Consider the following 21,122-nt stretch of genomic DNA (forward strand, 5'->3'; position numbering starts at 1 on the left):
TGTCCGTTTTTCAATCGCGGGAAAGATCCGTTTGCTATATCCACCCGGCGTTGCGGCATGAGGTGTGGAGACATGGGCGTTCTGAAAATCGCGGCTTTTTCGGATGGCAACACCGGCGGCAATCCTGCCGGGGTGCTGATAGGCGATGTCTTGCCCGATGCGGCCGAGATGCAGCGTCTGGCAGCGGAAGTCGGGTTCTCTGAAACGGCCTTTGCCGCCAGGCAGGGAGATAACTGGCGGGTCCGCTATTTCTCGCCGGAATCCGAAGTCCCCTTCTGTGGTCACGCCACGATCGCCTTGGGAGCCGCCCTGGTCCGGCAGTTCGGCGATGGGATTTTCCCGCTGAAACTCAACCAGGCGAACATCACTGTCGAAGGGTTCCGCGACGGTGCGACCATCGCCGCGGCGTTGCAGTCGCCGCCGACACGCAGCAAGCCGGGGCCGCCGGCGCTGATTACCGAGGCGCTGGCATTGTTCGGCTATACCGCGGCCGATCTCGATCCGGCCATTCCGCCGGCGCTGATCCACGGCGGCGCCGACCATCTGGTCTTGGCCCTTGGATCGCGCGAGGCACTGGCCGCGATGCGCTACGAGTTGAAAGCCGGACAGGCCCTGATGCGTCGCGAAGGGCTGGTAACGATCCTGTTGGCCTATGGCGAAACGCCACGACTGTTCCACACGCGCAATCCTTTTGCTTCAGGTGGCGTCTATGAGGATCCGGCGACGGGCGCCTCGACAGCTGCCTTTGCCGGCTATCTGCGCGACATTGGCTGGCTGCATGGCGGCGCGATCGATGTCGTGCAAGGCGAGGACATGGGCATGCGGTCGCGTCTGCATGCCGATATTCGGCCTGAGATCGGCAGCTCGGTCAGGGTTTCTGGAACGGCCCGGATGATGGACGAAGCATAGAAGTCTCCAGCTCACGCCGGCCGCTTCAAGCCCAGATGCTCCCGTAGCGTGTTGCCGTCATATTCCTTGCGGAACAGGCCGCGCCGCTGCAGTTCCGGCACCACCAGCGTGGCAAAGGCATCGAGCTCGCCCGGGAACCAGGACGGCATGACGTTGTAGCCGTCGGCCGCACCGCCCTCAAACCGCGCCTGGAGTTCGTCGGCGACCTGCGCCGCCGTTCCGACAATGCGCCAATGGCCCCGCGCGCCGGCGAAGTGGCGGGCCAGCTGGCGGATGGAAAGGCCGTCGCGGCGCGATTGCTCGACGACCAGCGCCTGCCGGCTTTTCATCCCCTCGCTGTCAGGCAAGCCCGGCAGCGGCCCGTCGATCGGGTAGCGCCAGAGATCGGAGATGCTGAGATAGCTGGACAGCAGCGCCACTCCGACATCGTCCGGAATCAGCTCCTGCAAGTCCTCATGTTTCTCCCGGGCCTCGGCCTCTGTTTCCGCCACCACAGGTGAGACGCCTGGCATGATCTTGATGTCGTCAGGCTCACGTCCATAGGCGGCCATGCGTCCCTTGAGATCGTCATAAAAGGCCTTCGCCTCCTCGAAGGTCTGCGCAGCCGTGAACACCACATCGGCGGTGCAGGCGGCAAGGTCGCGGCCGACATCCGAGGCGCCGGCCTGCACCATGACCGGTGCGCCCTGCGGCGAGCGCGGCAGGTCGAGCGGATCGCGAACCGAAAAGCTCGGGCCGTCATGGCCGGGAGCCTTGCCGTGCCACAGCCCGGTGACCACTTCGGCGAATTCGCGCGCCCGCTCGTAGCGGTCGGCATGCGGCTTGAGGCCCGTCGAGCCGAAATTGGCGGCTTCGATGGGGCTGGCCGAGGTGACCAGGTTCCAGCCGGCCCGGCCGCCGCTCAGATGGTCGAGCGACAGGAAAGTCCGCGCCAGCCCGTAGGGCTCGTTGTAGCTTGTCGAGGCCGTCGACACGAGGCCGATGCGGCTGGTCTGCACCGCCAGCGCCGAAAGCAGGCTGATCGGCTCGAAGCCGATCGAACGCGACGTCTGGCTGGCGATGCCGACATTGGCCTCCCGCAAGCCGGCGGCATCCTCGCAGAAGATCATGTCGAACTTCGCCGCCTCCGCCGTGCGCGCCAGCTGGATGTAGTGGTCGATGTCGATGCCTGCCGTGACATGCGCCTTCGGGTGGCGCCAGGCGGCGATGTGGTGACCCGTCGCCCACAGGAAGGCGCCGAGCTTCATCTGCGCGGTCATCGGTCGCCTCCGCCGGCAAGTCCAAGATGCGCGCGCAGCGTTGTGCCACGATAGCCCTCTTGAACAAGGCCGCTTTGCCGCAACTTCGGCAGAACACGATCGGCGAAATCGTCGAGCGCTGAGTGCTGCGCGGGCAACCGGACGTTGAAGCCGTCGCAGCTTTTCGCCCGCAATTGGGTTTCCAGCCTGTCCATACTGGCGGCCGGCTCATCGTCGGGGGCGAACGAGATATTCGTCAGCACCTTCACAGCGTCCGGATCGCGCCCGGCGGCCGTTGCGCGACGCTTCAGCTCATCGAAGCGTATTTTCGCGCGCTCGGCCGACCCGCTCTCCAGCAAAATGACATCGGCGGTGCGGGCCGCAATATCCAGGTCGGGCTCGGATAGGCCTGACAGCACCAGCACCGGGGTATCCTGCGGCGAGCGTGCGACGTTCAGCGGCCCGCGCACGGAGAAGAACTCGCCCTTGTGGTCCAGCAGATCCATCTTTTCCGGATCATGGAAGCGGCCACCTGTCTTGTCGAACAGCAGAGCATCCTCATCCCAGCCCTGCCACAGGCCTTGAACGATACCGATCTATTCCTCGGCGCGGCGGCGAAAGTCGGCGTCGGAAAACCCCTCCGGTCGGCTGAAATTGGCGGCTTCGCGAGAGCCCTGCACCATCGTCGCATGCCAGCCGGAACGACCGTGGCTGATGATGTCGAGCGAAGCGAAACGACGCGCCAGATTGTAGGGCTGATGGGCAACCGTCGAGGCACTGGCCACGAACCCTATCTTATCGGTGACGGTCGCCAGGGCGGCCAGCAGCGTTGTCGCTTCGAACGGGCTGCTTGATGACCCTTCCACGGAGTCGGAAATCACGACCATATCGATGCCGGCGGCCTCTGCCGTCCGCACGAAGGTCTTGATCTCTCCGAAATCCAGAACGGCCTGTTCGTTGGCGGCAGCGATGTTGAGCGAAATGGCGAGATGCATTGCGCCAACCTAGGTTCGCCGGTGCGCAAGGCAAGTCCGGCGGATAGACCAGTGGACCCTCACTTGTCGGCCAGCCGCTCACTTGCCGGCCAGGATATCCTTGATCAGCCGCTGGCAGCGCTCGGCCATGAAGTCGAGCAGAAGCCGCACCTTGGGGTCCTGAAGCTTCTTGTGCGGATACACGGCGGCGAACTGCACCGGCGTCGGCGGCGTGTTGGCCAGGATCACCTGCAGCCGACGGTCGCGGATGAACGGTTCGACCTCGAAGCGCGGCTTGTTGATGATGCCGCGTCCCGACAGTGCCCAGCCGGTCAGCACATCGCCATCGTCGGTGTCGTAGGGTCCGTGCACCTCGAATTTCTGCGGGCCGGCGGGGGTCTGCAGCGTCCAGACATATTCGCGTGCGCCGGAATAGCGCAGCATCAGGCAGTCGTGTTTCTTTCCGATCAGCTCCTGCGGCTCCGCCGGTTCGCCGCGCGCCTCCAGATATTTCGGCGCCGCCACCAGCACGCGTTCGCACTCCATGATGCCGCGCATCCTGAGGCTTGAATCCTCGATGATACCGAGCCGGAAGGCGACGTCTATGCCCTCCTTCATGATGTCGACATTGTGGTCCGAGAGCCTGAGCCGCACCTCGATGTCAGGATATTTGTCGTGGAAATCAGGAATGCCCGAGGCCACCAGCCGGCGCCCGAGGCCGAGTGGCGCTGTCACGCGAATGGTGCCGCGCGGCTGGCCGGACAGAGCCGACACCGCCGCTTCCGCTTCGGTGATCGCCTCCAGCACCTGCTTGGCGCCCGAGTAGAAAACCGTGCCATGCTCGGTCGGCATCAATTGCCGCGTCGTGCGGTTGAACAGCCGCACGCCGAGGTGCTTCTCCAGTTCCTTGATGCGATTGGAGGCGACCGCCGGCGAAATACGCATGTCGCGGCCCGCCGCCGACAGATTGCCGAGTTCGACGACGCGAACGAAGACGGCGATGTTGTCGAGATAGGCCATGCGGAGCACCTTCGCCGGTTTGCAGCGACAAACCTAGTATTTTCCATTTTTTTTTGAAAGTCATCGCACACCTCGCCTCTTTCCGTTTGCGCGCCACACCGTAAAGTCGCGTCATCGGCAGGGACGACTTCAATGATGGATTTCGCGATTTTCTGGGACTGGCTGAGCTTCGCCGTGCGCTGGCTGCACGTCATCACCGGCATCGCCTGGATCGGCTCGTCCTTCTATTTCGTCGCGCTCGATCTCGGCCTGCGCCAGCGGCCGGGCATGCCGGTCGGCGCCTTCGGCGAGGAATGGCAGGTGCACGGCGGCGGCTTCTACCACATCCAGAAATATCTGGTGGCGCCGGCCGAGATGCCGGAGCACCTGACCTGGTTCAAATGGGAATCCTATGCCACCTGGCTGTCCGGCTTCGCCATGCTGTGCGTGGTCTACTATGCCGGGGCCGACCTGTTCCTGATCGATCCCAATGTGCTGCCGATGTCGGTGCCGGCTGGCATCTTGCTGTCGCTGGGAACGATCGGCGTCGGCTGGGTGGTCTATGATCTTCTGTGCCGCTCGCCGCTCGGCAAAAGCGACACCGGCCTGATGCTGGTGCTCTACTGCGTGCTGGTGTTCATCGCCTGGGGGCTCACCCATCTGTTCACCGGCCGCGCCGCCTTCCTGCATCTCGGCGCCATCACCGCCACGATCATGTCGGCCAACGTCTTCATGGTCATCATCCCCAACCAGAAGATCGTCGTCGCCGACCTGATTGCCGGCCGCAAGCCCGACCCGAAATACGGCAAGATCGCCAAGCAGCGCTCGCTCCACAACAACTATCTGACGCTGCCCGTTCTGTTCCTGATGCTGTCGAACCACTATCCCCTGGCGTTCGGCACTGAGTTCAATTGGGTCATCGCCTCGCTGGTGTTCATCATCGGCGTGCTGATCCGGCACTATTTCAACACCGTGCACAAGCGGGCCGGCAACCCACACTGGACCTGGCTCGGCGCCCTTGTCCTGTTCCTCATCATCATCTGGCTGTCGACCGTGCCGAAGGTGCTGACCGGCGAGCCCAAGGCATCCGCCTCGGCGGAGGTCTATATCGCTTCCGCGCATTTCCCGGCCGTGCGCGACACCGTGCTAGGCCGCTGCTCGATGTGCCATGCCCAGGAACCGGTCTATGAAGGCATCTACCACGCGCCCAAGGGCGTTGTGCTCGACACCGATGCGGACATCGCCAATTATGCCCGCGAGATCTATCTGCAGGCCGGCCGCAGCCACGCCATGCCGCCCGCCAATGTCAGCCAGATCACCGACAAGGAACGGGCGCTGCTGGTGGCCTGGTTCGAAGGCGCGGGGAAATAGCATGACCTCGACACTTCTGCGCGGCCGCACGCTGTCCTTCGTGCGCTGGCCTGAAACCATCGACGACCATTCGGCCTGGCGTTATGAGGAAGATGGCGGCCTGCTGATAAGCAGCGGTCGGATCGTCGCCTCAGGCGCCTATGCGCAAGTCGAGAAGCAGGCCGGTGAGGGCGCCAAAAAAATCGACCACCGGCCGCACCTCTTGCTGCCGGGCTTCATCGACACCCATGTGCATTTCCCGCAGATGCAGGTCATCGCGTCCTATGGCGCCGAACTGCTCGACTGGCTGAACACCTACACTTTTCCGGAAGAGACGAAATTCGCCAACGCCCAGCATGGCCGCCGCATCGCGCGGCTGTTCCTCGACGAAATGGTGCGGCACGGCACCACGACGGTGGCCGCCTACTGCTCGGTGCACAAGGCCTCGGCCGAAGCCTTTTTCGCCGAGTCGCATGACCGCAACATGCTCAACATCGCCGGCAAGGTGATGATGGACCGCAACGCGCCCGAAGGTGTGCTCGACACGCCGCAATCCGCCTATGACGACACCAAGGCGCTGATCAGGGAATGGCACGGCAAGGGGCGCCAGCACTACGCCATTACGCCGCGCTTCGCCATCACCTCCTCGCCGGAGCAGATGGAGATGGCCGGCGCGCTTTGCCGCGAGCATCCCGGCCTGCACATGCAGACGCACCTGTCGGAAAACCACGCCGAAATCGCCTTCACGCAGCAGCTTTATCCCCGGTCGCGCGACTATACCGATGTCTACGAACACTACGGATTGCTGGGCAAGAAGAGCCTGTTCGGCCACTGCATCCACCTCAGTGAACGCGAAGCGGACGCGCTGTCGGAGAGCAGCTCGGTGGCGGTGTTCTGCCCGACCTCGAACCTGTTCCTCGGCTCCGGTCTTTTCGACTACCAGCGCTTTCGCCGCCGCGACAAGCCGCTCAGGATCGCCGCTGCCACCGATGTCGGCGGCGGCACCAACTATTCCATGCTGCGCACCATGGACGAGGGCTACAAGGTGATCGCGCTGAACGGCGAGAAGCTCAACCCGTTCCAGTCCTTCTGGCAGATCACGCGCGGCAATGCCGAGGCGCTGTCGGTGGCCGGCAAGATCGGCACGCTGGATCAGGGCACCGACGCCGACATCGTCGTGCTCGACGCCCGGGCGACGCCGGCGATGCGGCTGAGGATGGAAACGGCGCAGACGCTGGCGCAGGAATTGTTCCTGCTGCAGACGCTGGGCGACGATCGCGCCGTGCGCGAGGTCTATGTCGCGGGGCGGGCGGCCAAGAGCGACATGGCGAATTAGGCACGCTGATATTCAGGTGATGCCGGCCTGCAAATGGTGGCTTCCTGCGCTTCCGGCACTGACGTACCCAATGTACGCGCCGCTCCGGTTCTCGGAAGCCACCATTTTCGACCCGGCCTGACCTGGATCTCAACACACCGACGCGCACGACCTTACGAAGTCGCACAGACGCTTGACCCGGCGGCAGCCATCGGTCAAAGCGTGCGGCGAAGTTGACAGGGGAACGACATGGCCGCTGCGGACGACATCGCACTGATCCGGAAACAGGAAGAAGTTCTTGTCTTCCCAGCCTTCGATGAGGCCGTCGCCTTCGAGATCGGCGCCGCCATCCGCGCCCGCGCAATGGCCGAAAACCTGCCTATCATCGTCGACATCAGGCTGTGGGACCGGCCGCTGTTCTATGCGGCCATGCCGGGATCGAATGCTTCCAATCCCGATTGGGCGCGCCGCAAGATCAATGTGGTGAAACGGTTCCTGAGAAGCACCTACCGCATGGTGCTGGAGCAGCAACGCCCCGACCGCGCCTTCAAGATCGGCGAGGGCCTCGACATCTCCGAATATGTCCTCGCCGGTGGCGGTTTTCCGGTGACGGTCAAAGGCGCAGGCGTCATCGGCGTGATCGCGGTCTCCGGGCTGCCGGAACGCGAGGATCACGGCGTGGTCGTCGATGCGCTGTGCGATCACCTGGGTGTCGACAAACGTAGTCTGGCACTGGCTTCGGAAGCTGAATGACCGTGCTCGACCCCAAGGCCTTCCTCACCTCCATCTTCGACGCAGCCGTTGCCGCCGCCGATCCGGAACGGACGATCAGGGACCATCTGCCGGCCAGGCCAAAGGGCCGCACCATCGTCATCGGTGCCGGCAAAGGCTCGGCGCAGATGGCAGCGGCGTTCGAGAAGGTCTGGGACGGGCCGATCGAAGGGCTGGTCGTCACCCGCTATGGTTATGGCGCGAAATGCGAACGCATCGAGATCATCGAGGCGGCACACCCTGTGCCGGACGCCGCTGGCCTCGAGGCCTCACGGCGACTGCTGGAAAAGGTCCAGGGACTGACCGCGGACGATTTGGTCGTGGCGCTGATTTCCGGCGGCGGTTCGGCGCTGCTCCCATCGCCGGCGGCTGGGCTCACGCTGGCCGACGAGATCGCCGTCAACGAGGCGCTGCTCGCCTCCGGCGCGCCGATCGCGGCGATGAACACCATCCGCAAGCATGTCTCGACCATCAAGGGCGGCCGGCTGGCCGCTGCTGCCTGGCCGGCCAAGGTGGTGTCGCTGGTGGTCTCCGACATTCCCGGCGACAATCCCGCCCTTGTCGCCTCCGGCCCGACGGTCCCCGATACCGGCAGCCGAGAAGACGCGCTGGCGTCGATATCGGCCTATGGCATGAAGCTGCCGGCCTCGGTGATGGCGCATATCAATTCGCCGGCGGCCGACGCTCCAGATCCCGACGACCAGCGCTTTTCGCGCAATGAAGTGCATCTGATCGCCTCGGCCGGCGTGTCTCTGGAAGCAGCAGCGGCGGAAGCCAAGCGCCAAGGGATAGAGGCCGTCATCCTCTCCGATGCCATCGAGGGCGAAGCGCGTGAGGTCGGCGGTGTCCACGCGGCCATCGCGCGCGAAGTGGCGACGCGCAACCGGCCATTTACGAAGCCGGTCGTCATTCTCTCGGGCGGCGAAACAACCGTGACCTTGCGGGCAAAAGGCAAGGGCGGCCGCAATTCGGAATTCCTGCTTGCCTTCGCCATCGGCATCAACGGCGTGCAAGGCATTCATGCCCTGGCGGCCGACACCGACGGCATCGACGGTTCGGAAAACAATGCCGGGGCCTTCGCCGACGGTTCGACCGTCTCGCGCATGCGCGCCGCCGGCGTCGGTGCCAAGGCGATGCTGGCCGGCAACAACGCCTGGACGGCGTTCCATTCGATTGATGATCTCTTCGTGCCCGGCCCGACGGGCACGAATGTCAACGATCTCAGGGCGATATTGATCCGATAGGCGACCGGTTCAGGCAGCCATCAGCCGCTTCACCTCTCTCATATCCCTCAGGAAACGCTCGCGCTCGGCCTCCTTGTCCGCGGCTTCACGGATGCGCAGGACGAAGGAGGGATGGATGGTGATGAACACGCGCAAGCCATCCTCGCGCTCGATTACCTGGCCGCGCATCTTCATAACCGGTGTTGCCTTGCCCAGCAGCGACAACGCCGCCGTCGCGCCAAGCGCGACAGCAAGATTTGGCTTGATCAACTCGAACTCCTTGTCGAGCCACCAGCGGCAGGCCTGAACCTCGCCGGCATTCGGCTTGGAATGAATGCGACGCTTGCCGCGCGGCTCGAATTTGAAGTGCTTGACCGCGTTGGTGACGTAGACTTTCTGCCGGTCGACTCCTGCGTCGTCCAGTATGGCATCCAAGACCTTGCCCGCCGGGCCAACGAACGGTTTTCCGGCGAGATCTTCCTGATCACCCGGCTGTTCGCCGACGAAGATCACCTTGGCGTTATCGGGCCCTTCACCGAAGACGGTCTGTGTTGCATTGCGCCACAGGGGACAGCGACGGCAACCTTGTGCCGCCTCGCGCAGTTCCGTGACCGAGTTGGCATTGGTCTCGGCTGATATCAACTCGGCGCGTGGCACAGAAACGCGCCGGTCTGGCATCTTCGCCTTACGCGGAAGGTCCGTGGTCGCCATCATCCTGCCTCGTCCGATTCGATATTGAAATGGACGAGGCGAACGATGGTTCCTTTCCTCAAACCTCGTGCAGATAGAGATGATAATCCAGTTCGCTCACCGTGCGTGCCACGCGCAGATATTCGGACTGTTTGATGGCCACGAAAGTGCGGTGCAGGTCCTCGCCCAGCGCACCTTTCAGGAAGCTGGAGGCCTTGGCCGCTTCGATCGCGGCGCGCCAGTCCGCCGGCATCGTCGTGCGGGTGACGGCCGCTTCATAGCCATTGCCGGTCGTTTCGGGGCCGGGATCAAGCCCTTCGTCGAGGCCTTTGATGATGCCGGCCAGAACCGTCGCGGCGATCAGGTAGGGATTGGCGTCGACGCCGGACGGCCGGTGCTCGATGCGCCGGTTCTTGGCGTCGCCAGCCGGCACGCGCAGCGCCACCGAGCGGTTGTTGACGCCCCAGGTCGGCGCCACCGGCGCATAGGATTGCGAGACGAAGCGCCGCCAGGAATTGGCGTGCGGCGCAAACACCAGCATCGATTCCGCCATCGTCTGGATCAGCCCGCCGAGCCCTTGCAACAGGGGTAGCGACCAGCTCTCGCCGCCGGCTTCGGCAAAGACGTTGCGGCCGGCTCTGTCCTGCAGCGAGACGTGGAAATGCATGCCCGAGCCGGCATATTTCTCGATCGGCTTGGCCATGAAACAGGCGGTCACGCCGTGGCGGCGCGCCTGCGCCCGCACCAGCCGCTTCAGCATGACGAGGTCGTCGGCGGCCCGCATCACATCCTTGCGGTAGTTCAGCGTCAGCTCGTACTGGCCGGGCGCATATTCCGATATCACCGTCTCGGCCGGGATGCCTTGCGCCTTGGCGGCGGCGTAGATGTCGGAGAACAGCGGCTCCATGCCGTGCAGATGATCGACGGAGTAGACCTCCGTCTTGCCCGAAACGCGGCCGTCGAGCACGGCGCGCGCCGGCTGCACCTTGCCGTCGGCGTCGCGCTCATTGGCCAGCAGGAAGAATTCCAGTTCGAAGGCGCCCGCCGGGTAAAGCCCCTTGGCCGCGAGGATGCCGACCTGCCGGGCAAGCGCCAGCCGCGGGTCCGACGACATCGGCTGGCCGTCGAGATGATACATCGCCATCAGCACCTGGCCGCGCGGCGGATTGGTGCCGTAGAGCGGCACCAGCGTGCCGGGGATCGGCCAGGCCCGGAGGTCGCCGTCGCCTGTGGTCCAGATCAGTCCGGTCTCGTGCACGTCCTCGCCGGTGATGTCGAGGCCGAGGATCGAGATCGGCATGTGCCGGCCGCCCTCGAAAATGCTTTTCAGCTCATGCCGGCGCACGATCTTGCCGCGGCCGACGCCATTGGCGTCGGTTAGCACGATATCGAAGGCTTCGATTTCGGGATGGGCGTCGAGAAAGGCTTGCGCCTCGGCGGGCGAGGACCCCGAAGGGGAGGTCACGATGGCATTGTCCATAGCCGCTTGTCTCATGCCGCAAGCTTTGCCGCAACCGCGCCGAAGGCGGCGATCAGCCGGTTGACCTGCGCGCCAGATGTCGCCGGCGAGATCAGCATCATGTTGTGGAAGGGCGCGATCAGCACGCCGCGATTGACCAGCGCGACATGGATGGCGGCCTCCAGTTCCGGCGCATGCGCGGTCTCGGCTTGCGCGCCGTTGCGCAACGGCCCGGGTGCGCAGATGAATTCGACGCGGGCGCCGACGCGGGCGACATGCCAGGGCAGGCGATAGCGGTCGATCACCCCGGTCAGTCCGGCATCGAGCCGTCGCGCCAGATGGTCCATGCGGTCATAATTCTCCACCGTCATCACCTCTTCGAGCGTGGCGCGCATGGCGGCGAACTGCAGCGGGTTGGCCGACAGCGTCGTGCCCATGCCGGAATAGCCGGGCTCCTTGGTCCTGTTGTAATCGGCGTAGCGCGAGGCGACCTCGTCGCTCATGCCCCACACGCTTGCCGGCACGCCGCCGGCGATCGGCTTGCCCAGCACGAAGAAGTCGGGTTCGAGCCCGTATTTCCTGGTGTAGCCACCGGGGCCGGTCGAGATCGTGTGCGTCTCGTCGATCAGGAGCAGCGTGCCGGTCTCGCGGGTCGCCTTTCGCAGCGCGTCATGGAAGCCGGGATCGGCCGGCACCATGCAGGAATTGGTCAGCACCGGCTCGGCGATGACGCAGGCCACGTCCCTGTCTTTGAGGGCTGCTTCTAGTGCTGAAACATCGTTGAACTCGATGATTTTCGCCGTACGGGTCAGGTCGCGGAATTCGCCCGCCAATCCGGGCCGGTTGACCGGCTTGCCGTCGATCAGCCGCACCATCGTCTCGTCGACCGAGCCGTGGTAGCAGCCGTTGAACACCAGGATCTTTTCGCGCCCGGTGACGGCGCGGGCAACGCGCAGCGCGAAGCGGTTGGCATCGGTCGCCGTCGTCGCGATCTGCCAGAATGGCAGGCCGAAACGCTGCTGCAGCAGCGGACCGATGGCAAGCGCGTCTTCCGAGGGCAGCATATAGGTCAGGCCGCGCCCGGCCTGGCGACGGATGGCGCGCGCCACCGGTGGCGGCGAATGGCCGAACATCGAGCCGGTGTCGCCAAGGCAGAAATCGTCGAGCCTGTTGCCGTCTATGTCGGTGATCGCAGCACCTTTGGCGCTGTCGACCAGGATCGGAAATGGTGTCGGCCAGTCGTTCATCCAGTGCATCGGCACGCCGCCGAAGAAGCCGGGCAGGCCGTTGCCAACCTTGGCTTGCGATTTCGGCCGCGCCGCGCGGAAGGCCGCGCCTTCGGTCTCGCGCAATTGCGCGATGCGATCGCGGCTTATGCCGCCAATGGTCTTTGAACTGTCGCTGCTGTGCATGAAAACCCCTCTCGTCCGTCCCTCTTAGCCAATCCATATCCCCAACCGCAATTGGCCGCGCGCCCGCCCTGCATTGGCTCAGCCGCCTGCGGCGCCGCTTGGGCGCTGCTTGACCGTGCTGGCGAAGTCGGCGCCAATATGAGCGGAAATTGAGGTGGGCGAACAAAAATGCGGACGATCATCTGTGTGGCAATGCTCCTGGCGTCGGCTTGCACGGCCTTCGCCTCGGGCGGCATCTGGTGCAATGTCGACGATACGGCTGTGACATTCGATGTCGGCGCCGGCGTCACCAGAGGCATGGGCGGCCCGACCTTCAACTTTCGCGGCGACCTCGAAATCAAGGCGAGGCCGGCTGGCGATGGATTGCGCAAGACGGTGTTCGAGGATTCCAACCTGACCCAGTACTGGCTGGACGACAAGGAACTGCGGCTGAACATCTACCACGAGCACGAGGCGGCAAACGCCTTCAGTTCGGTCGAACTGACGATCCTGACCAAGGCCAGCGACGAAGGCGTCTATGACGGGCAATACAAGCTTGCCGTCTATGACAATACCGCCGACATCGACAAGGATGGCAAGCCGGCTGAATTGACGGGCAAGGTGTCGTGCGGGGCTGAGTAGGGGGCCGATCGATTGTGTCAGCCTGCCTGCATCGAGGCGATGGCGCGCCGCATCAGGTCGAGAAACACCAGCCGCTCGTCCTCGCTGAAGCCGGTCAGTGCCACCTCGTTCTGTGAGCGCGCGGCCTGTGTCGCCGGCTCGCGCAGGCCAACGGCTTTCGCGGTGAGATGGATTGACTGCGAGCGCCCGTCGTCGGGGTGCAGGCGCCGTTCGATCAGCCCGTCACGTTCCATGCGAATCAGCGTGTTGGCCATCGTCGCTTGTTCCACGCTGAGACGCTGCACGAGTTCGCGTTGCGTCAGGCCATCTTCATCCCACAGCGCCAGCAGCGTCATGAACTGGGCGGGCGCCAGGCCGAGTGGCCGGATGCGCTGCTGCAGGCCGTTGGCAAACAACCGCGCCATGTGATTGGCCAGGAATCCCGCGGATCGTTCCTTGTGAAATATCATGCCTGCCAGATAATAGTTGAATAGCATGCTATGCAATGATATATAGCTTGCTATGGAGATGAAAATGAAAACCAGAATTCATGCAGCGGCGGGCGCCATCGCGCTCACCACGGTGTCGGCTTTCTGGCTGTCGACCGCCACGGCCGAACTGCTCGGCGACGCGGCAGCGATCACAACGGTCAAGAACTGTGTGCTGGCCGGCATGGCGGTGCTCATCCCGGCGATGATCGTTGCCGGCGCATCGGGCATTTCACTCGGCAAGGGCTGGAAGAGCCCGGTCGTGGCACGCAAGAAGTGGCGCATGCGCATCATCGCCGCCAACGGATTGCTGGTCCTCGTGCCCTGCGCCTTCCTGCTCAGCAGCTTTGCCGCGGCTGGTCGCTTCGACAAGTTTTTCGTAGTCGTCCAGACGATCGAACTGGCAGCCGGCGCAACGAATATCGCACTGCTGTCGCTCAACATGCGCGACGGGCTGTCGCTGCGGCGCAAGCCTCTTCGGCTGGCCGCGCGAGCGCGGTGAATTCAGGCCGTGATGTCTATGACACCGCAATCGCCGGCCGCGCTGCCGAAGGCGATGCGGCGCTCTTCCCTGTCCCACATCATCGAGGTGATGGCGCCCTTGCCCTGCCGGCGCAACAGCACTTCCTTGGCGTCGGCGAAGCGCGCGGCAATGACCATGCCGTCCTCATAGCCGATCGCCACGACATCCTGGCTTGGATGGCATGCCACGCAAGTCACCATCGTGTTGCCGCGCGTGCCGAGTTCCAGCGGCGCCTTGCCCATCGGTCCGTCCTTGCCCGAAAACGGCCAGACGATCGCCGCCGGCGCGCCTGAACTCGCCAGCCATTTGCCTTTGACGCTCCATGACAGGCTTTTGACCTTGCCGGGATAGCCGGTCATGCGCATGTGCTTGCCGTCGGCCAGTTTCCAGCCATGCAGGGCGTTTTCCTGCATGGTGGTGACGAGGAAAGCGCCGTCAGGCGAGAAGGTGATGCCGGTATGGGCGCCGGCCCATTCGAGTTCCACCGGCTTGCCCTCGGCGGCCGGGAAATGCAGCGTCGCGCCATTGTAGCGGGCAACGCCGAAGCGCATGCCCTTGGGCGAAAACGCCAGCCCCTCGACCGAGCGCGGATGGGCAAATTCCCGGGTCTTGCCATCGGCGAAGCGCACGAAGGCGGTCTTGCCCGTCGCATAGGCGACGGCGCCCTGCGGCCCGGCGGCGACGCTGGTGATCCATTTCTTCCCGGCGCTCGCCACTTCGGTGGTTTCGCCGCCTGTCTTCACGGCAAACACCTTGCCGTCCTCGCCGCCGGTGATCAGCCGGTCGTTGGCCGCATCGTGGAAGGTGGCGAGCAACCCGTCATTGGCCTGGATGGTCTTGTGGCCATTGTCGAGCCGATGGACGGCGCCATCGGCCAGCGCGAAATGCGGCACGTCGCCAAGGAAGACGGCGGCGACGCAATGGCCTTCGAGGTCGAGGGGGGCAACTGTGGGCATAGGTATCTTTATTCAGTTGAATTGCAGCGGTTGCAGGGGCTTACTCGACGTTTGCGGTTCCGGCAACCTCGGAGGATCGGCGAGGCGGCAAGAGGCTGTAATCTGGTCAAAGCAGCCCGTTGGCTCGCAGTTCAGTTGCAAACGTCGCCAATGGCATCGCCAGGGTCAAAGCCGATCCCTGGAGGCGCTCTGCACCACAGCCGGCGTACCACCTTGCGGACCCGGTCGCTCTTGGCATCGATGATGAGCAGGATCCCGCCGCCTTCGCCGGCAAGCCGCAGGCAGCGCAACGCGGCGGCGAGCAGTTGACCTCCAGCCCTGCCCGATGGCGGGCCGGACATCTTCCGACCCCCAACGGAATGGGGATAACATCACCGATCGTGATTTCCAGGCGGGAACGGAACTTCCGCACCCTGCGATTGTATGATGACCCGAACCATGTTCCTGGCGATGCTCGCGCCGCTCGCTCCGGTCGTTTGAGAAAGGAACAATGTGCTGGGCTTCTTGGAGCGCAGGGGCCTTCGGCTGTTCGTGACATTGTTGGTCGCTTTGTCAGTCGCTGCCGGCTACGCTTTCCTCAGACGCAAAATACTGTGGGAGACGGTGCAGACCTGCGCACTTGCAAGTACGCGGTTTGGCGTCGCCTTCCCCTGCGACGAGGTGATACTGACCGAGCAAGGGGATTATGGGTCAGTGCTCATCAAATCACCTCTACACCGGACCGAGTTTGTGGTGGCCCCAATCACAGCCGTTGCGGGCTTGGAGAGCCCATCCGCCCGTTCCACTGATAGCGCCCAACTATGGAACCGGGCATGGGAAGCCCGACAGAAAGTCGAAGCAAGACTCGGACACGGCCTGCCACGATCAGCCGTTGGCCTGGCTGTGAATTCCCGATTTGAGCGGTCCCAGGATCAGTTGCACATCCACGTCGATTGCTTGCTGGAGTCGGTTGAAAGGACGCTTGCCTCAGATGGGCCGAAGCAAGACGCGGCCTGGCAACCGTTTCCATTGATGTTGAACGGGCGACCCTATTGGATAATGGCAGTGGATGAGCCGGATCTGCGAACCACTAACGTGGTTGGCTTGGTTGTTGCCGGTTTGCCTCAGGCACGACATGCTATGGATGATCTAAATGTACTCGTCGCCGGTGCAACGCTGGCTGACGCGAGGCCGGGATTCTATATTCTGGTAAATTGGGGAAGGGCAGCCGAGCACCTCCTCGATCACAGATGTACTTCGCGCTAGCCATCGCCTGTTGGTCAAAGCCGATCATTCGACCATTTCAAGAACGCCCTCGCTGTGACGCACCCGTCCGTCTTCCTTTACATCTAGCCTGGAACCGCACGGCAAAGCCTGACTAGGCCTGGCAGGCCTCGAAACTCTTCTTCAGCCGCTCGGCGTCCAGTTCGCGGCCGATGAACACCAGCCGGCTCTCATGTTTCTCGCCGTCTTTCCAGGCGCGCTGATGGTCGCCCTCGATGATCATGTGCACGCCCTGGATGACGTAGCGTTCATCATCGCCTTTCAGGGCAATGATGCCTTTCAGCCGCAGGATGTTGGGGCCTTCCATCTGGGTGATCTTCTCGATCCATGGGAAGAATTTCTTCGGGTCCATCTCGCCGCCGCGCAACGACACCGACTGCACCGTCACATCATGGATGTCTGAGGGATGCGCGTGTTCGTGGTGGTCATGCCCGTTATGATCATGGTGGTGGTGATCGTGGCCATCATGGTCGTGATCGTGGTCGTGATCGTCATGCGCCTCGAGGAAATGCGGATCGTTCACCAGCGCCCGGGAGAGGTCGAAGGCGCCGCGGTCGAGCACTTCCGACAGGGCGACGCCGGCGCGCGTGGTGCGATGGATCCTGGCCGCCGGATTGATGGCGCGGATCGTCGCCTCAACCTTGGCGAGCTCTTCCGGGGTGACGAGATCGGTCTTGTTGAGCACGACCACATCGGCGAAGGCAATCTGGTCCTCGGCTTCCTTGGAATCCTTGAGCCTGAGCGGCAGGTGCTTGGCATCGACCAGCGCCACCACCGCATCGAGCTTGGTCTTGGAGCGTACGTCGTCGTCCATGAAGAAGGTCTGCGCCACCGGCACCGGGTCGGCGAGACCGGTTGTCTCGACCACGATGGCGTCGAAGCGGCCGGGCCGGCGCATCAGGCCCTCGACGACGCGGATCAGGTCGCCGCGCACCGTGCAGCAGACGCAGCCATTGTTCATCTCGTAGATTTCCTCGTCGGATTCCACGATCAGGTCGTTGTCGATGCCGATTTCGCCGAATTCGTTGACGATGACCGCGTAGCGCCTGCCATGGTTCTCCGACAGGATGCGGTTGAGCAGCGTCGTCTTGCCGGCGCCGAGATAGCCGGTGAGAACGGTTACGGGGATCTGCGTCTGTGCGTCGCTCATGGCTTGCCTCGAGATGACTGGGCCTTGAAATCCAGGCCGCGAAAAAGGGATTCTCGGCTCCATATAGGATGTGTGCGGGGCTTTTGCACGGGGCAAACCGATGGGCCAAAGCTCTTGGCCCGGCCACTGCGATATCGGCGTGCCGGATGACTGCGAAAGTGCGCCTTTGTCGCGAGCAAGCCGCGTCTCACGTCACGCGCGCCCCACCTTTGCGGCGATTCCCGTGCGGCGAAAAGTCGTTTGTCATCTAACTGAAATAAACATCTGGCATTAGCCACGGCGGGCACCGCAATGCTTGCCGGCAAAGCTGTTTCACGCGCCGGATTCTTTTTATCGTCGATTGCCAACCGGCCGGCTGCGTCTATGCTGTCGCAACCGGTATGGCCGAAGAGGGGATGACCATGGCCAAGGCGGACAAAACTGCAACAATGAGCCGGCTGCATTCAGCGGCAAGGCTGGCAAGAACCGCGCTGGCGGCCCGGCTCCTGGCGCACGGCTTCTATGCCGGCCAGGACCAGATCATGCTGGCGCTCGACCGAGAGGACGGCCAGACGCCTGGCAATCTCGCCGGCCGCCTCGGCGTGCGCCCGCCCACCATCACCAAGACCATCAACCGGCTGCAGGCGCAGGGCTTTCTGGAAAAGCGCGCCTCGTCGGCCGACGCCCGTCAGGCTCATATTTTCCTCACCGACACTGGCCGCGATATCATCCACGCCATCGAGAAATCGGTGAAGAAGACCGAAAAACAGGCGCTGAAGGGCCTCGACAAGAAAGACCAGAAGGCGCTGTTCAAGCTGCTGGCCCGCATCGAGGCCAATCTCTCCAACGAGGAGCTTGTGCTGATCGACGACGACGCCGAGGCGGACGAGTGATCAGGCCGCTGCAGGAGCCGCGTCCCGGATCAGCGAGGACCAACGCCCCGGCGTCATGCCGAATGCCTTCTTGAATTGCCTGTTGAAATGGCTCTGGTCGGTGAAGCCAGCCTCGACCGCGATCTGCGCCAGGGGCTCGCCGGCGGTAATCATCCGCCGCGCGCGCTGAAGCCGGCGCATCACCAGGAAACGATGCGGGCTGGTCGAGAAGGCGGCGCGGAAATGCCTCGATAAGGCGTAGCGGTCCAGTCCGGTGACGGCTTCCAATTCGCCGGAACGCACCGGGCGCATTGCGTTCTCCGTAAGATAGTCCCGCGCCAGCGTCGCCGCCCGCCATGCCGTCCGGGCCATCGGCTTTGCCGGCTCGCCGGCATGCCGTGCCAGGCCATGCATCAGTTGCGTGAGAAAGTCATCGACGAACAGCTCGTCGAGTTCCTGCTGCAGCGGCCCCAGCGCTGAAAGCAGCGTGGCGCAGAAGGCTTCGTCCCGCACCACGGCATCCCTGACGAAGGGCAACGACGCGCCGCCAAGGCAGTCCAGCATCAGAGACGGTTCGAGATAGAGCATCCTGTAGCGCAACCCGTCCTCGGTGCCGGCGCCGCCATCATGCAGTTCGTCGGGATGCAGCACGATGATCTGGCCGGGCAGGCTCAATCGCGTCGCACCGCGATAGCGGAAGGTCTGCACGCCATGCAGCGTCACCCCGATCGCGTAGGTGTCATGACGATGCAGGTCGAAGGCGCTGCCATGAAAGCGCGCCTCGATCCGCTCCATGCCGGCGGGGTCGGGTGCGGAAATGATGCAGTTCTCCGCCGCATCCGCGCACAAACGTCCAAGACCCCTAGAGGCCTGCCGGTCTATTTCGAACGACATCGTCTCCTTCAGCCTCGCTATCGGGGCCTAACCTCGAATGGTCTTTTCTCATGTTCGATACGAAATTTGCAATCGTCCTGCGGGAAGACTTGCCCGTCTGGCAGAAACTCAACGTCACCGCCTTCCTGACCAGCGGCATTGTCGCGCAGTTTCCCGACATCATCGGCGAGCCCTATCGCGACCGCTCGGGCAATCTCTACAATCCGCTGTCGATCCAGCCGGTCATCGTGCTGTCGGCAGATCAGGCGACACTGGCCACGATCCACCGGCGCGCGCTGGAGCGCGGCGTGACGACTTCGCTCTATGTGGAGGAGATGTTTTCCACCGGCTTCGATGCCGCCAACCGCGCCGTCTTCGCACAATTCGCGCCCGAAGACGCGAAGGTGGTCGGCATCGCGCTGCGCGCCGACAAGAAGGTGGTCGACAAGATCACCAAGGGCGCCCGCATGCAGGCATAGCGACACTCAATCGGCTGGCTGCCGCCGATCGAGAGCATCTGCATACAGCGCCGCCAGCAATGCGAGGGCCGCTGATATCAGCATCGTCACGAACAGCGCGGGGATCGACCTCGCCAGGCCGGCGATGGAGGCTATGAGCGCCCCGCCGCCGATCCGCATCGCGGCAGCCAGTCCCGCGGCGGTGCCGACCAGATCCGGTCGTACGGACAAGGCGCCGCTGTTGGCCGCGGGCATGGTCAATCCATTGCCGACGCCGATGAACAAGCAAGGCCCAAAGAAGGCCAGGACGTGCGTGATACCAAGGCTTGACAGGGCCAGGCCGGCCAGCAGACCGGCGCAGGTCAGGAGGCGCGCAAGAACGAGTATGGCGCCCAGCGAGGTTTTCGAGGCGTAGCGCCCGGCCAGATAGCTGCCGAGAATGAAACCGGTAGGGACCAATCCCATGTAGAAGCCGAGCTTCGCGCTTGACCTACCGAGCTCGTCGCCGACGACCAATGGCGCTCCTCCCAGGAAGACGTAAAGGACGCCCATCGAGGCAGCCATGCACAGCGTGTAAGCCCAAAACCGCGCCGAACGCAGGAGAAGCCCATAGGCGACAACGTAATTCCCATGCGATCTCGGCAATGGAATTCTTCTGATCTCGCGCATGGATAGGGCGAAGGCGGCTGCACCCAGGATCGCAAAGACAACGAAACTTGACCGCCATCCGAACAGTTCGTCCAGGGAACCGCCGAACAAAGGACCGACCATGGGCGCGAGCGCCCACCCCATGGCGAGATAACCGAATTTGCTGGCGGCTTCGCGCTCGTCCGATGTCTCCTTGATGATCACCAGAGCGACCGAATAGCAGGGGCCGATGCACGCCTGCATCGCGCGAAACAGAAGGAAGGTGCCGATATTAGGAGCCACAGCGCAGCCGATGGACGCCGCGACGAAGATCGAGAGAGATGCCAGGACGACCGGCCTGCGCCCAAATCGGTCCGATATTACACCCCCGATGGCCTCCATGACGGCGGTGATGATCGCAAAGCCGGCAACCGACAGATTGACCAAGGCGAAATCGGCATGAAACGTTACGGCAATGTTCGGCAGCGACGGCAAAATCATGTTCACCGGCAACACGGCAAGAGCCGAAAGCAGGATAAGTGTAATCAGTCGGGGTGGAGCAGCCGGTTCGGAGACCCTCGTGCTACCGATTGTGCCTATAGCCGGACGCCGAATGGGGTTGTCGCTCGCCATGATCTCGCTCGCCTTGTCGGGGGATTGAAGTGAGGGGTCTGACGGGTGGCCCGAATTCCGGGCATAAAAAAAGGCCCCGTCAGGAGCCTGCTTACCGCGCATGGGTGCTTTCGCCGGATGGTTACACCATCCTGCCCATGCGCTCCCTTACGACGACCAAAGCCATTGCGATGTTCATGGCATCAGAGCTAGGAGCAAAAGATGCGTGTCGTCAAGGCAGCATGGTTGCGACGCCGATCGACATGCGGCCAGGCTGAGGCCTGACCCAGGCGGCGATGGCGGTTTGGGCCATCGCATGCGAGACGGGGCTAAGCCTGTCGGAACGTCTTGTTGTGCCAGGCGCTTTTGGCTTGCCGGCAA

General features: G+C 63.5%; 19 protein-coding genes and 2 pseudogenes. 9 read left to right on the forward strand and 12 right to left on the reverse strand.

The window, feature by feature from the left end; translation table 11 throughout:
- The first annotated feature begins 72 nt into the window (after positions 1–72).
- Positions 73–909 carry a PhzF family phenazine biosynthesis protein gene (locus tag CK228_RS23740; protein WP_095771568.1) on the forward strand — a complete coding sequence of 279 codons (837 nt, stop codon included), beginning with the start codon at positions 73–75 and terminating at the stop codon, positions 907–909.
- 11 nt (positions 910–920) lie between these two features.
- Here the strand turns inward: CK228_RS23740 and CK228_RS23745 are convergent, their stop codons facing one another.
- The 3 genes and pseudogenes from CK228_RS23745 to CK228_RS23755 all read right to left on the reverse strand — a co-directional run bounded on the left by CK228_RS23745 (position 921) and on the right by CK228_RS23755 (position 4,141).
- Entirely contained in the window at positions 921–2,168 is a 1,248-nt protein-coding gene (locus tag CK228_RS23745; RefSeq protein WP_095789431.1) for an LLM class flavin-dependent oxidoreductase, read from the reverse strand.
- Positions 2,165–3,142, reverse strand: a pseudogene (locus CK228_RS23750) (LLM class flavin-dependent oxidoreductase). The gene CK228_RS23745 and the pseudogene CK228_RS23750 overlap by 4 nt, the downstream one beginning before the upstream one ends.
- 78 nt (positions 3,143–3,220) lie before the next feature.
- Positions 3,221–4,141, reverse strand: coding sequence for a LysR family transcriptional regulator (locus CK228_RS23755; protein ID WP_095771571.1), 921 nt, complete (start codon positions 4,139–4,141; stop codon positions 3,221–3,223).
- A gap of 132 nt (positions 4,142–4,273) precedes the next feature.
- On the opposite strand from CK228_RS23755, the gene CK228_RS23760 reads away from it, so the two are divergent.
- The 4 genes from CK228_RS23760 to CK228_RS23775 all read left to right on the forward strand — a co-directional run bounded on the left by CK228_RS23760 (position 4,274) and on the right by CK228_RS23775 (position 8,800).
- Positions 4,274–5,491, forward strand: coding sequence for a urate hydroxylase PuuD (locus CK228_RS23760; protein ID WP_095789432.1), 1,218 nt, complete (start codon positions 4,274–4,276; stop codon positions 5,489–5,491).
- A gap of 1 nt (position 5,492) precedes the next feature.
- Positions 5,493–6,806 carry a guanine deaminase gene (gene guaD, locus CK228_RS23765; protein WP_095789433.1) on the forward strand — a complete coding sequence of 438 codons (1,314 nt, stop codon included), beginning with the start codon at positions 5,493–5,495 and terminating at the stop codon, positions 6,804–6,806.
- A gap of 228 nt (positions 6,807–7,034) precedes the next feature.
- A complete protein-coding gene (locus CK228_RS23770) occupies positions 7,035–7,538 on the forward strand; it encodes a heme-degrading domain-containing protein (protein ID WP_095789434.1) in 504 nt (167 codons plus the stop codon).
- A complete protein-coding gene (locus CK228_RS23775; RefSeq protein WP_095789435.1) occupies positions 7,535–8,800 on the forward strand; it encodes a glycerate kinase in 1,266 nt (421 codons plus the stop codon). Before CK228_RS23770 ends, CK228_RS23775 begins: the two co-directional genes overlap by 4 nt.
- A 9-nt stretch (positions 8,801–8,809) precedes the next feature.
- Here the strand turns inward: CK228_RS23775 and CK228_RS23780 are convergent, their stop codons facing one another.
- Genes CK228_RS23780 through CK228_RS23790 form a run of 3 tightly spaced genes read right to left on the reverse strand, consistent with a single transcriptional unit; the run spans position 8,810 to position 12,340 of the window.
- Positions 8,810–9,490 carry a UdgX family uracil-DNA binding protein gene (locus CK228_RS23780; protein WP_095789488.1) on the reverse strand — a complete coding sequence of 227 codons (681 nt, stop codon included), beginning with the start codon at positions 9,488–9,490 and terminating at the stop codon, positions 8,810–8,812.
- A gap of 58 nt (positions 9,491–9,548) precedes the next feature.
- Positions 9,549–10,949 carry a glutamine synthetase family protein gene (locus tag CK228_RS23785; protein WP_095771576.1) on the reverse strand — a complete coding sequence of 467 codons (1,401 nt, stop codon included), beginning with the start codon at positions 10,947–10,949 and terminating at the stop codon, positions 9,549–9,551.
- Positions 10,950–10,960: 11 nt separating this feature from the next.
- On the reverse strand, positions 10,961–12,340 hold the full coding sequence (locus CK228_RS23790) for an aspartate aminotransferase family protein (protein ID WP_095789436.1): 1,380 nt from the start codon (positions 12,338–12,340) through the stop codon (positions 10,961–10,963).
- 168 nt (positions 12,341–12,508) lie between these two features.
- Here CK228_RS23790 and CK228_RS23795 point away from each other — a divergent pair, with 168 nt between their 5' ends.
- The gene (locus CK228_RS23795; protein WP_095789437.1) at positions 12,509–12,961 is read left to right on the forward strand and encodes a hypothetical protein; all 453 of its coding nucleotides are present in this window, start codon (positions 12,509–12,511) and stop codon (positions 12,959–12,961) included.
- 17 nt (positions 12,962–12,978) lie between these two features.
- Here CK228_RS23795 and CK228_RS23800 read toward each other — a convergent pair whose 3' ends face one another.
- The gene (locus CK228_RS23800; protein WP_095789489.1) at positions 12,979–13,410 is read right to left on the reverse strand and encodes a MarR family transcriptional regulator; all 432 of its coding nucleotides are present in this window, start codon (positions 13,408–13,410) and stop codon (positions 12,979–12,981) included.
- Between the two features lie 64 nt (positions 13,411–13,474).
- Between CK228_RS23800 and CK228_RS23805 the strand changes: the two genes are divergently transcribed.
- Entirely contained in the window at positions 13,475–13,930 is a 456-nt protein-coding gene (locus tag CK228_RS23805; protein ID WP_095789490.1) for a hypothetical protein, read from the forward strand.
- A 2-nt stretch (positions 13,931–13,932) separates the two neighbouring features.
- Here CK228_RS23805 and CK228_RS23810 read toward each other — a convergent pair whose 3' ends face one another.
- From CK228_RS23810 to CK228_RS23825, 3 genes and pseudogenes are all read right to left on the reverse strand, one after another.
- Positions 13,933–14,907 carry a WD40 repeat domain-containing protein gene (locus CK228_RS23810; protein WP_095789438.1) on the reverse strand — a complete coding sequence of 325 codons (975 nt, stop codon included), beginning with the start codon at positions 14,905–14,907 and terminating at the stop codon, positions 13,933–13,935.
- Between the two features lie 106 nt (positions 14,908–15,013).
- Positions 15,014–15,221, reverse strand: a pseudogene (locus CK228_RS23815) (GNAT family N-acetyltransferase); the annotation flags it as partial.
- Between the two features lie 1,043 nt (positions 15,222–16,264).
- Complete coding sequence (locus CK228_RS23825) at positions 16,265–17,320, reverse strand: GTP-binding protein (RefSeq protein WP_095789440.1); 1,056 nt, start codon at positions 17,318–17,320, stop codon at positions 16,265–16,267.
- Positions 17,321–17,721: 401 nt separating this feature from the next.
- Here CK228_RS23825 and CK228_RS23830 point away from each other — a divergent pair, with 401 nt between their 5' ends.
- Positions 17,722–18,192, forward strand: coding sequence for a MarR family winged helix-turn-helix transcriptional regulator (locus CK228_RS23830; RefSeq protein ID WP_095771931.1), 471 nt, complete (start codon positions 17,722–17,724; stop codon positions 18,190–18,192).
- Here CK228_RS23830 and CK228_RS23835 read toward each other — a convergent pair whose 3' ends face one another.
- A complete protein-coding gene (locus CK228_RS23835) occupies positions 18,193–19,065 on the reverse strand; it encodes an AraC family transcriptional regulator (RefSeq protein WP_095771582.1) in 873 nt (290 codons plus the stop codon).
- 50 nt (positions 19,066–19,115) lie between these two features.
- Between CK228_RS23835 and CK228_RS23840 the strand changes: the two genes are divergently transcribed.
- Positions 19,116–19,523 (forward strand): DUF2000 family protein, encoded by a 408-nt coding sequence (locus CK228_RS23840; RefSeq protein ID WP_095789441.1) that lies wholly within the window; start codon positions 19,116–19,118, stop codon positions 19,521–19,523.
- 6 nt (positions 19,524–19,529) lie between these two features.
- Here CK228_RS23840 and CK228_RS23845 read toward each other — a convergent pair whose 3' ends face one another.
- The gene (locus CK228_RS23845; protein ID WP_095789442.1) at positions 19,530–20,864 is read right to left on the reverse strand and encodes a multidrug effflux MFS transporter; all 1,335 of its coding nucleotides are present in this window, start codon (positions 20,862–20,864) and stop codon (positions 19,530–19,532) included.
- Positions 20,865–21,122 lie beyond the last annotated feature (258 nt).

Source organism: Mesorhizobium sp. WSM4312 (genome assembly GCF_002294875.1).
Lineage (GTDB): Bacteria > Pseudomonadota > Alphaproteobacteria > Rhizobiales > Rhizobiaceae > Mesorhizobium.

Bases quoted from the DNA above. Each gene is read 5' to 3' on its own strand.
- CK228_RS23795 (WP_095789437.1), top strand. From the start codon at position 12,509: ATGCGGACGATCATCTGTGTGGCAATGCTCCTGGCGTCGGCTTGCACG.
- CK228_RS23790 (WP_095789436.1), bottom strand. From the start codon at position 12,340: ATGCACAGCAGCGACAGTTCAAAGACCATTGGCGGCATAAGCCGCGAT.
- CK228_RS23770 (WP_095789434.1), top strand. From the start codon at position 7,035: ATGGCCGCTGCGGACGACATCGCACTGATCCGGAAACAGGAAGAAGTT.
- CK228_RS23840 (WP_095789441.1), top strand. From the start codon at position 19,116: ATGTTCGATACGAAATTTGCAATCGTCCTGCGGGAAGACTTGCCCGTC.
- guaD (WP_095789433.1), top strand. From the start codon at position 5,493: ATGACCTCGACACTTCTGCGCGGCCGCACGCTGTCCTTCGTGCGCTGG.
- CK228_RS23785 (WP_095771576.1), bottom strand. From the start codon at position 10,949: ATGGACAATGCCATCGTGACCTCCCCTTCGGGGTCCTCGCCCGCCGAG.
- CK228_RS23800 (WP_095789489.1), bottom strand. From the start codon at position 13,410: ATGATATTTCACAAGGAACGATCCGCGGGATTCCTGGCCAATCACATG.
- CK228_RS23760 (WP_095789432.1), top strand. From the start codon at position 4,274: ATGATGGATTTCGCGATTTTCTGGGACTGGCTGAGCTTCGCCGTGCGC.
- CK228_RS23745 (WP_095789431.1), bottom strand. From the start codon at position 2,168: ATGACCGCGCAGATGAAGCTCGGCGCCTTCCTGTGGGCGACGGGTCAC.
- CK228_RS23740 (WP_095771568.1), top strand. From the start codon at position 73: ATGGGCGTTCTGAAAATCGCGGCTTTTTCGGATGGCAACACCGGCGGC.
- CK228_RS23775 (WP_095789435.1), top strand. From the start codon at position 7,535: ATGACCGTGCTCGACCCCAAGGCCTTCCTCACCTCCATCTTCGACGCA.
- CK228_RS23825 (WP_095789440.1), bottom strand. From the start codon at position 17,320: ATGAGCGACGCACAGACGCAGATCCCCGTAACCGTTCTCACCGGCTAT.
- CK228_RS23810 (WP_095789438.1), bottom strand. From the start codon at position 14,907: ATGCCCACAGTTGCCCCCCTCGACCTCGAAGGCCATTGCGTCGCCGCC.
- CK228_RS23780 (WP_095789488.1), bottom strand. From the start codon at position 9,490: ATGGCGACCACGGACCTTCCGCGTAAGGCGAAGATGCCAGACCGGCGC.
- CK228_RS23830 (WP_095771931.1), top strand. From the start codon at position 17,722: ATGGCCAAGGCGGACAAAACTGCAACAATGAGCCGGCTGCATTCAGCG.
- CK228_RS23835 (WP_095771582.1), bottom strand. From the start codon at position 19,065: ATGTCGTTCGAAATAGACCGGCAGGCCTCTAGGGGTCTTGGACGTTTG.
- CK228_RS23805 (WP_095789490.1), top strand. From the start codon at position 13,475: ATGAAAACCAGAATTCATGCAGCGGCGGGCGCCATCGCGCTCACCACG.
- CK228_RS23845 (WP_095789442.1), bottom strand. From the start codon at position 20,864: ATGCGCGGTAAGCAGGCTCCTGACGGGGCCTTTTTTTATGCCCGGAAT.
- CK228_RS23755 (WP_095771571.1), bottom strand. From the start codon at position 4,141: ATGGCCTATCTCGACAACATCGCCGTCTTCGTTCGCGTCGTCGAACTC.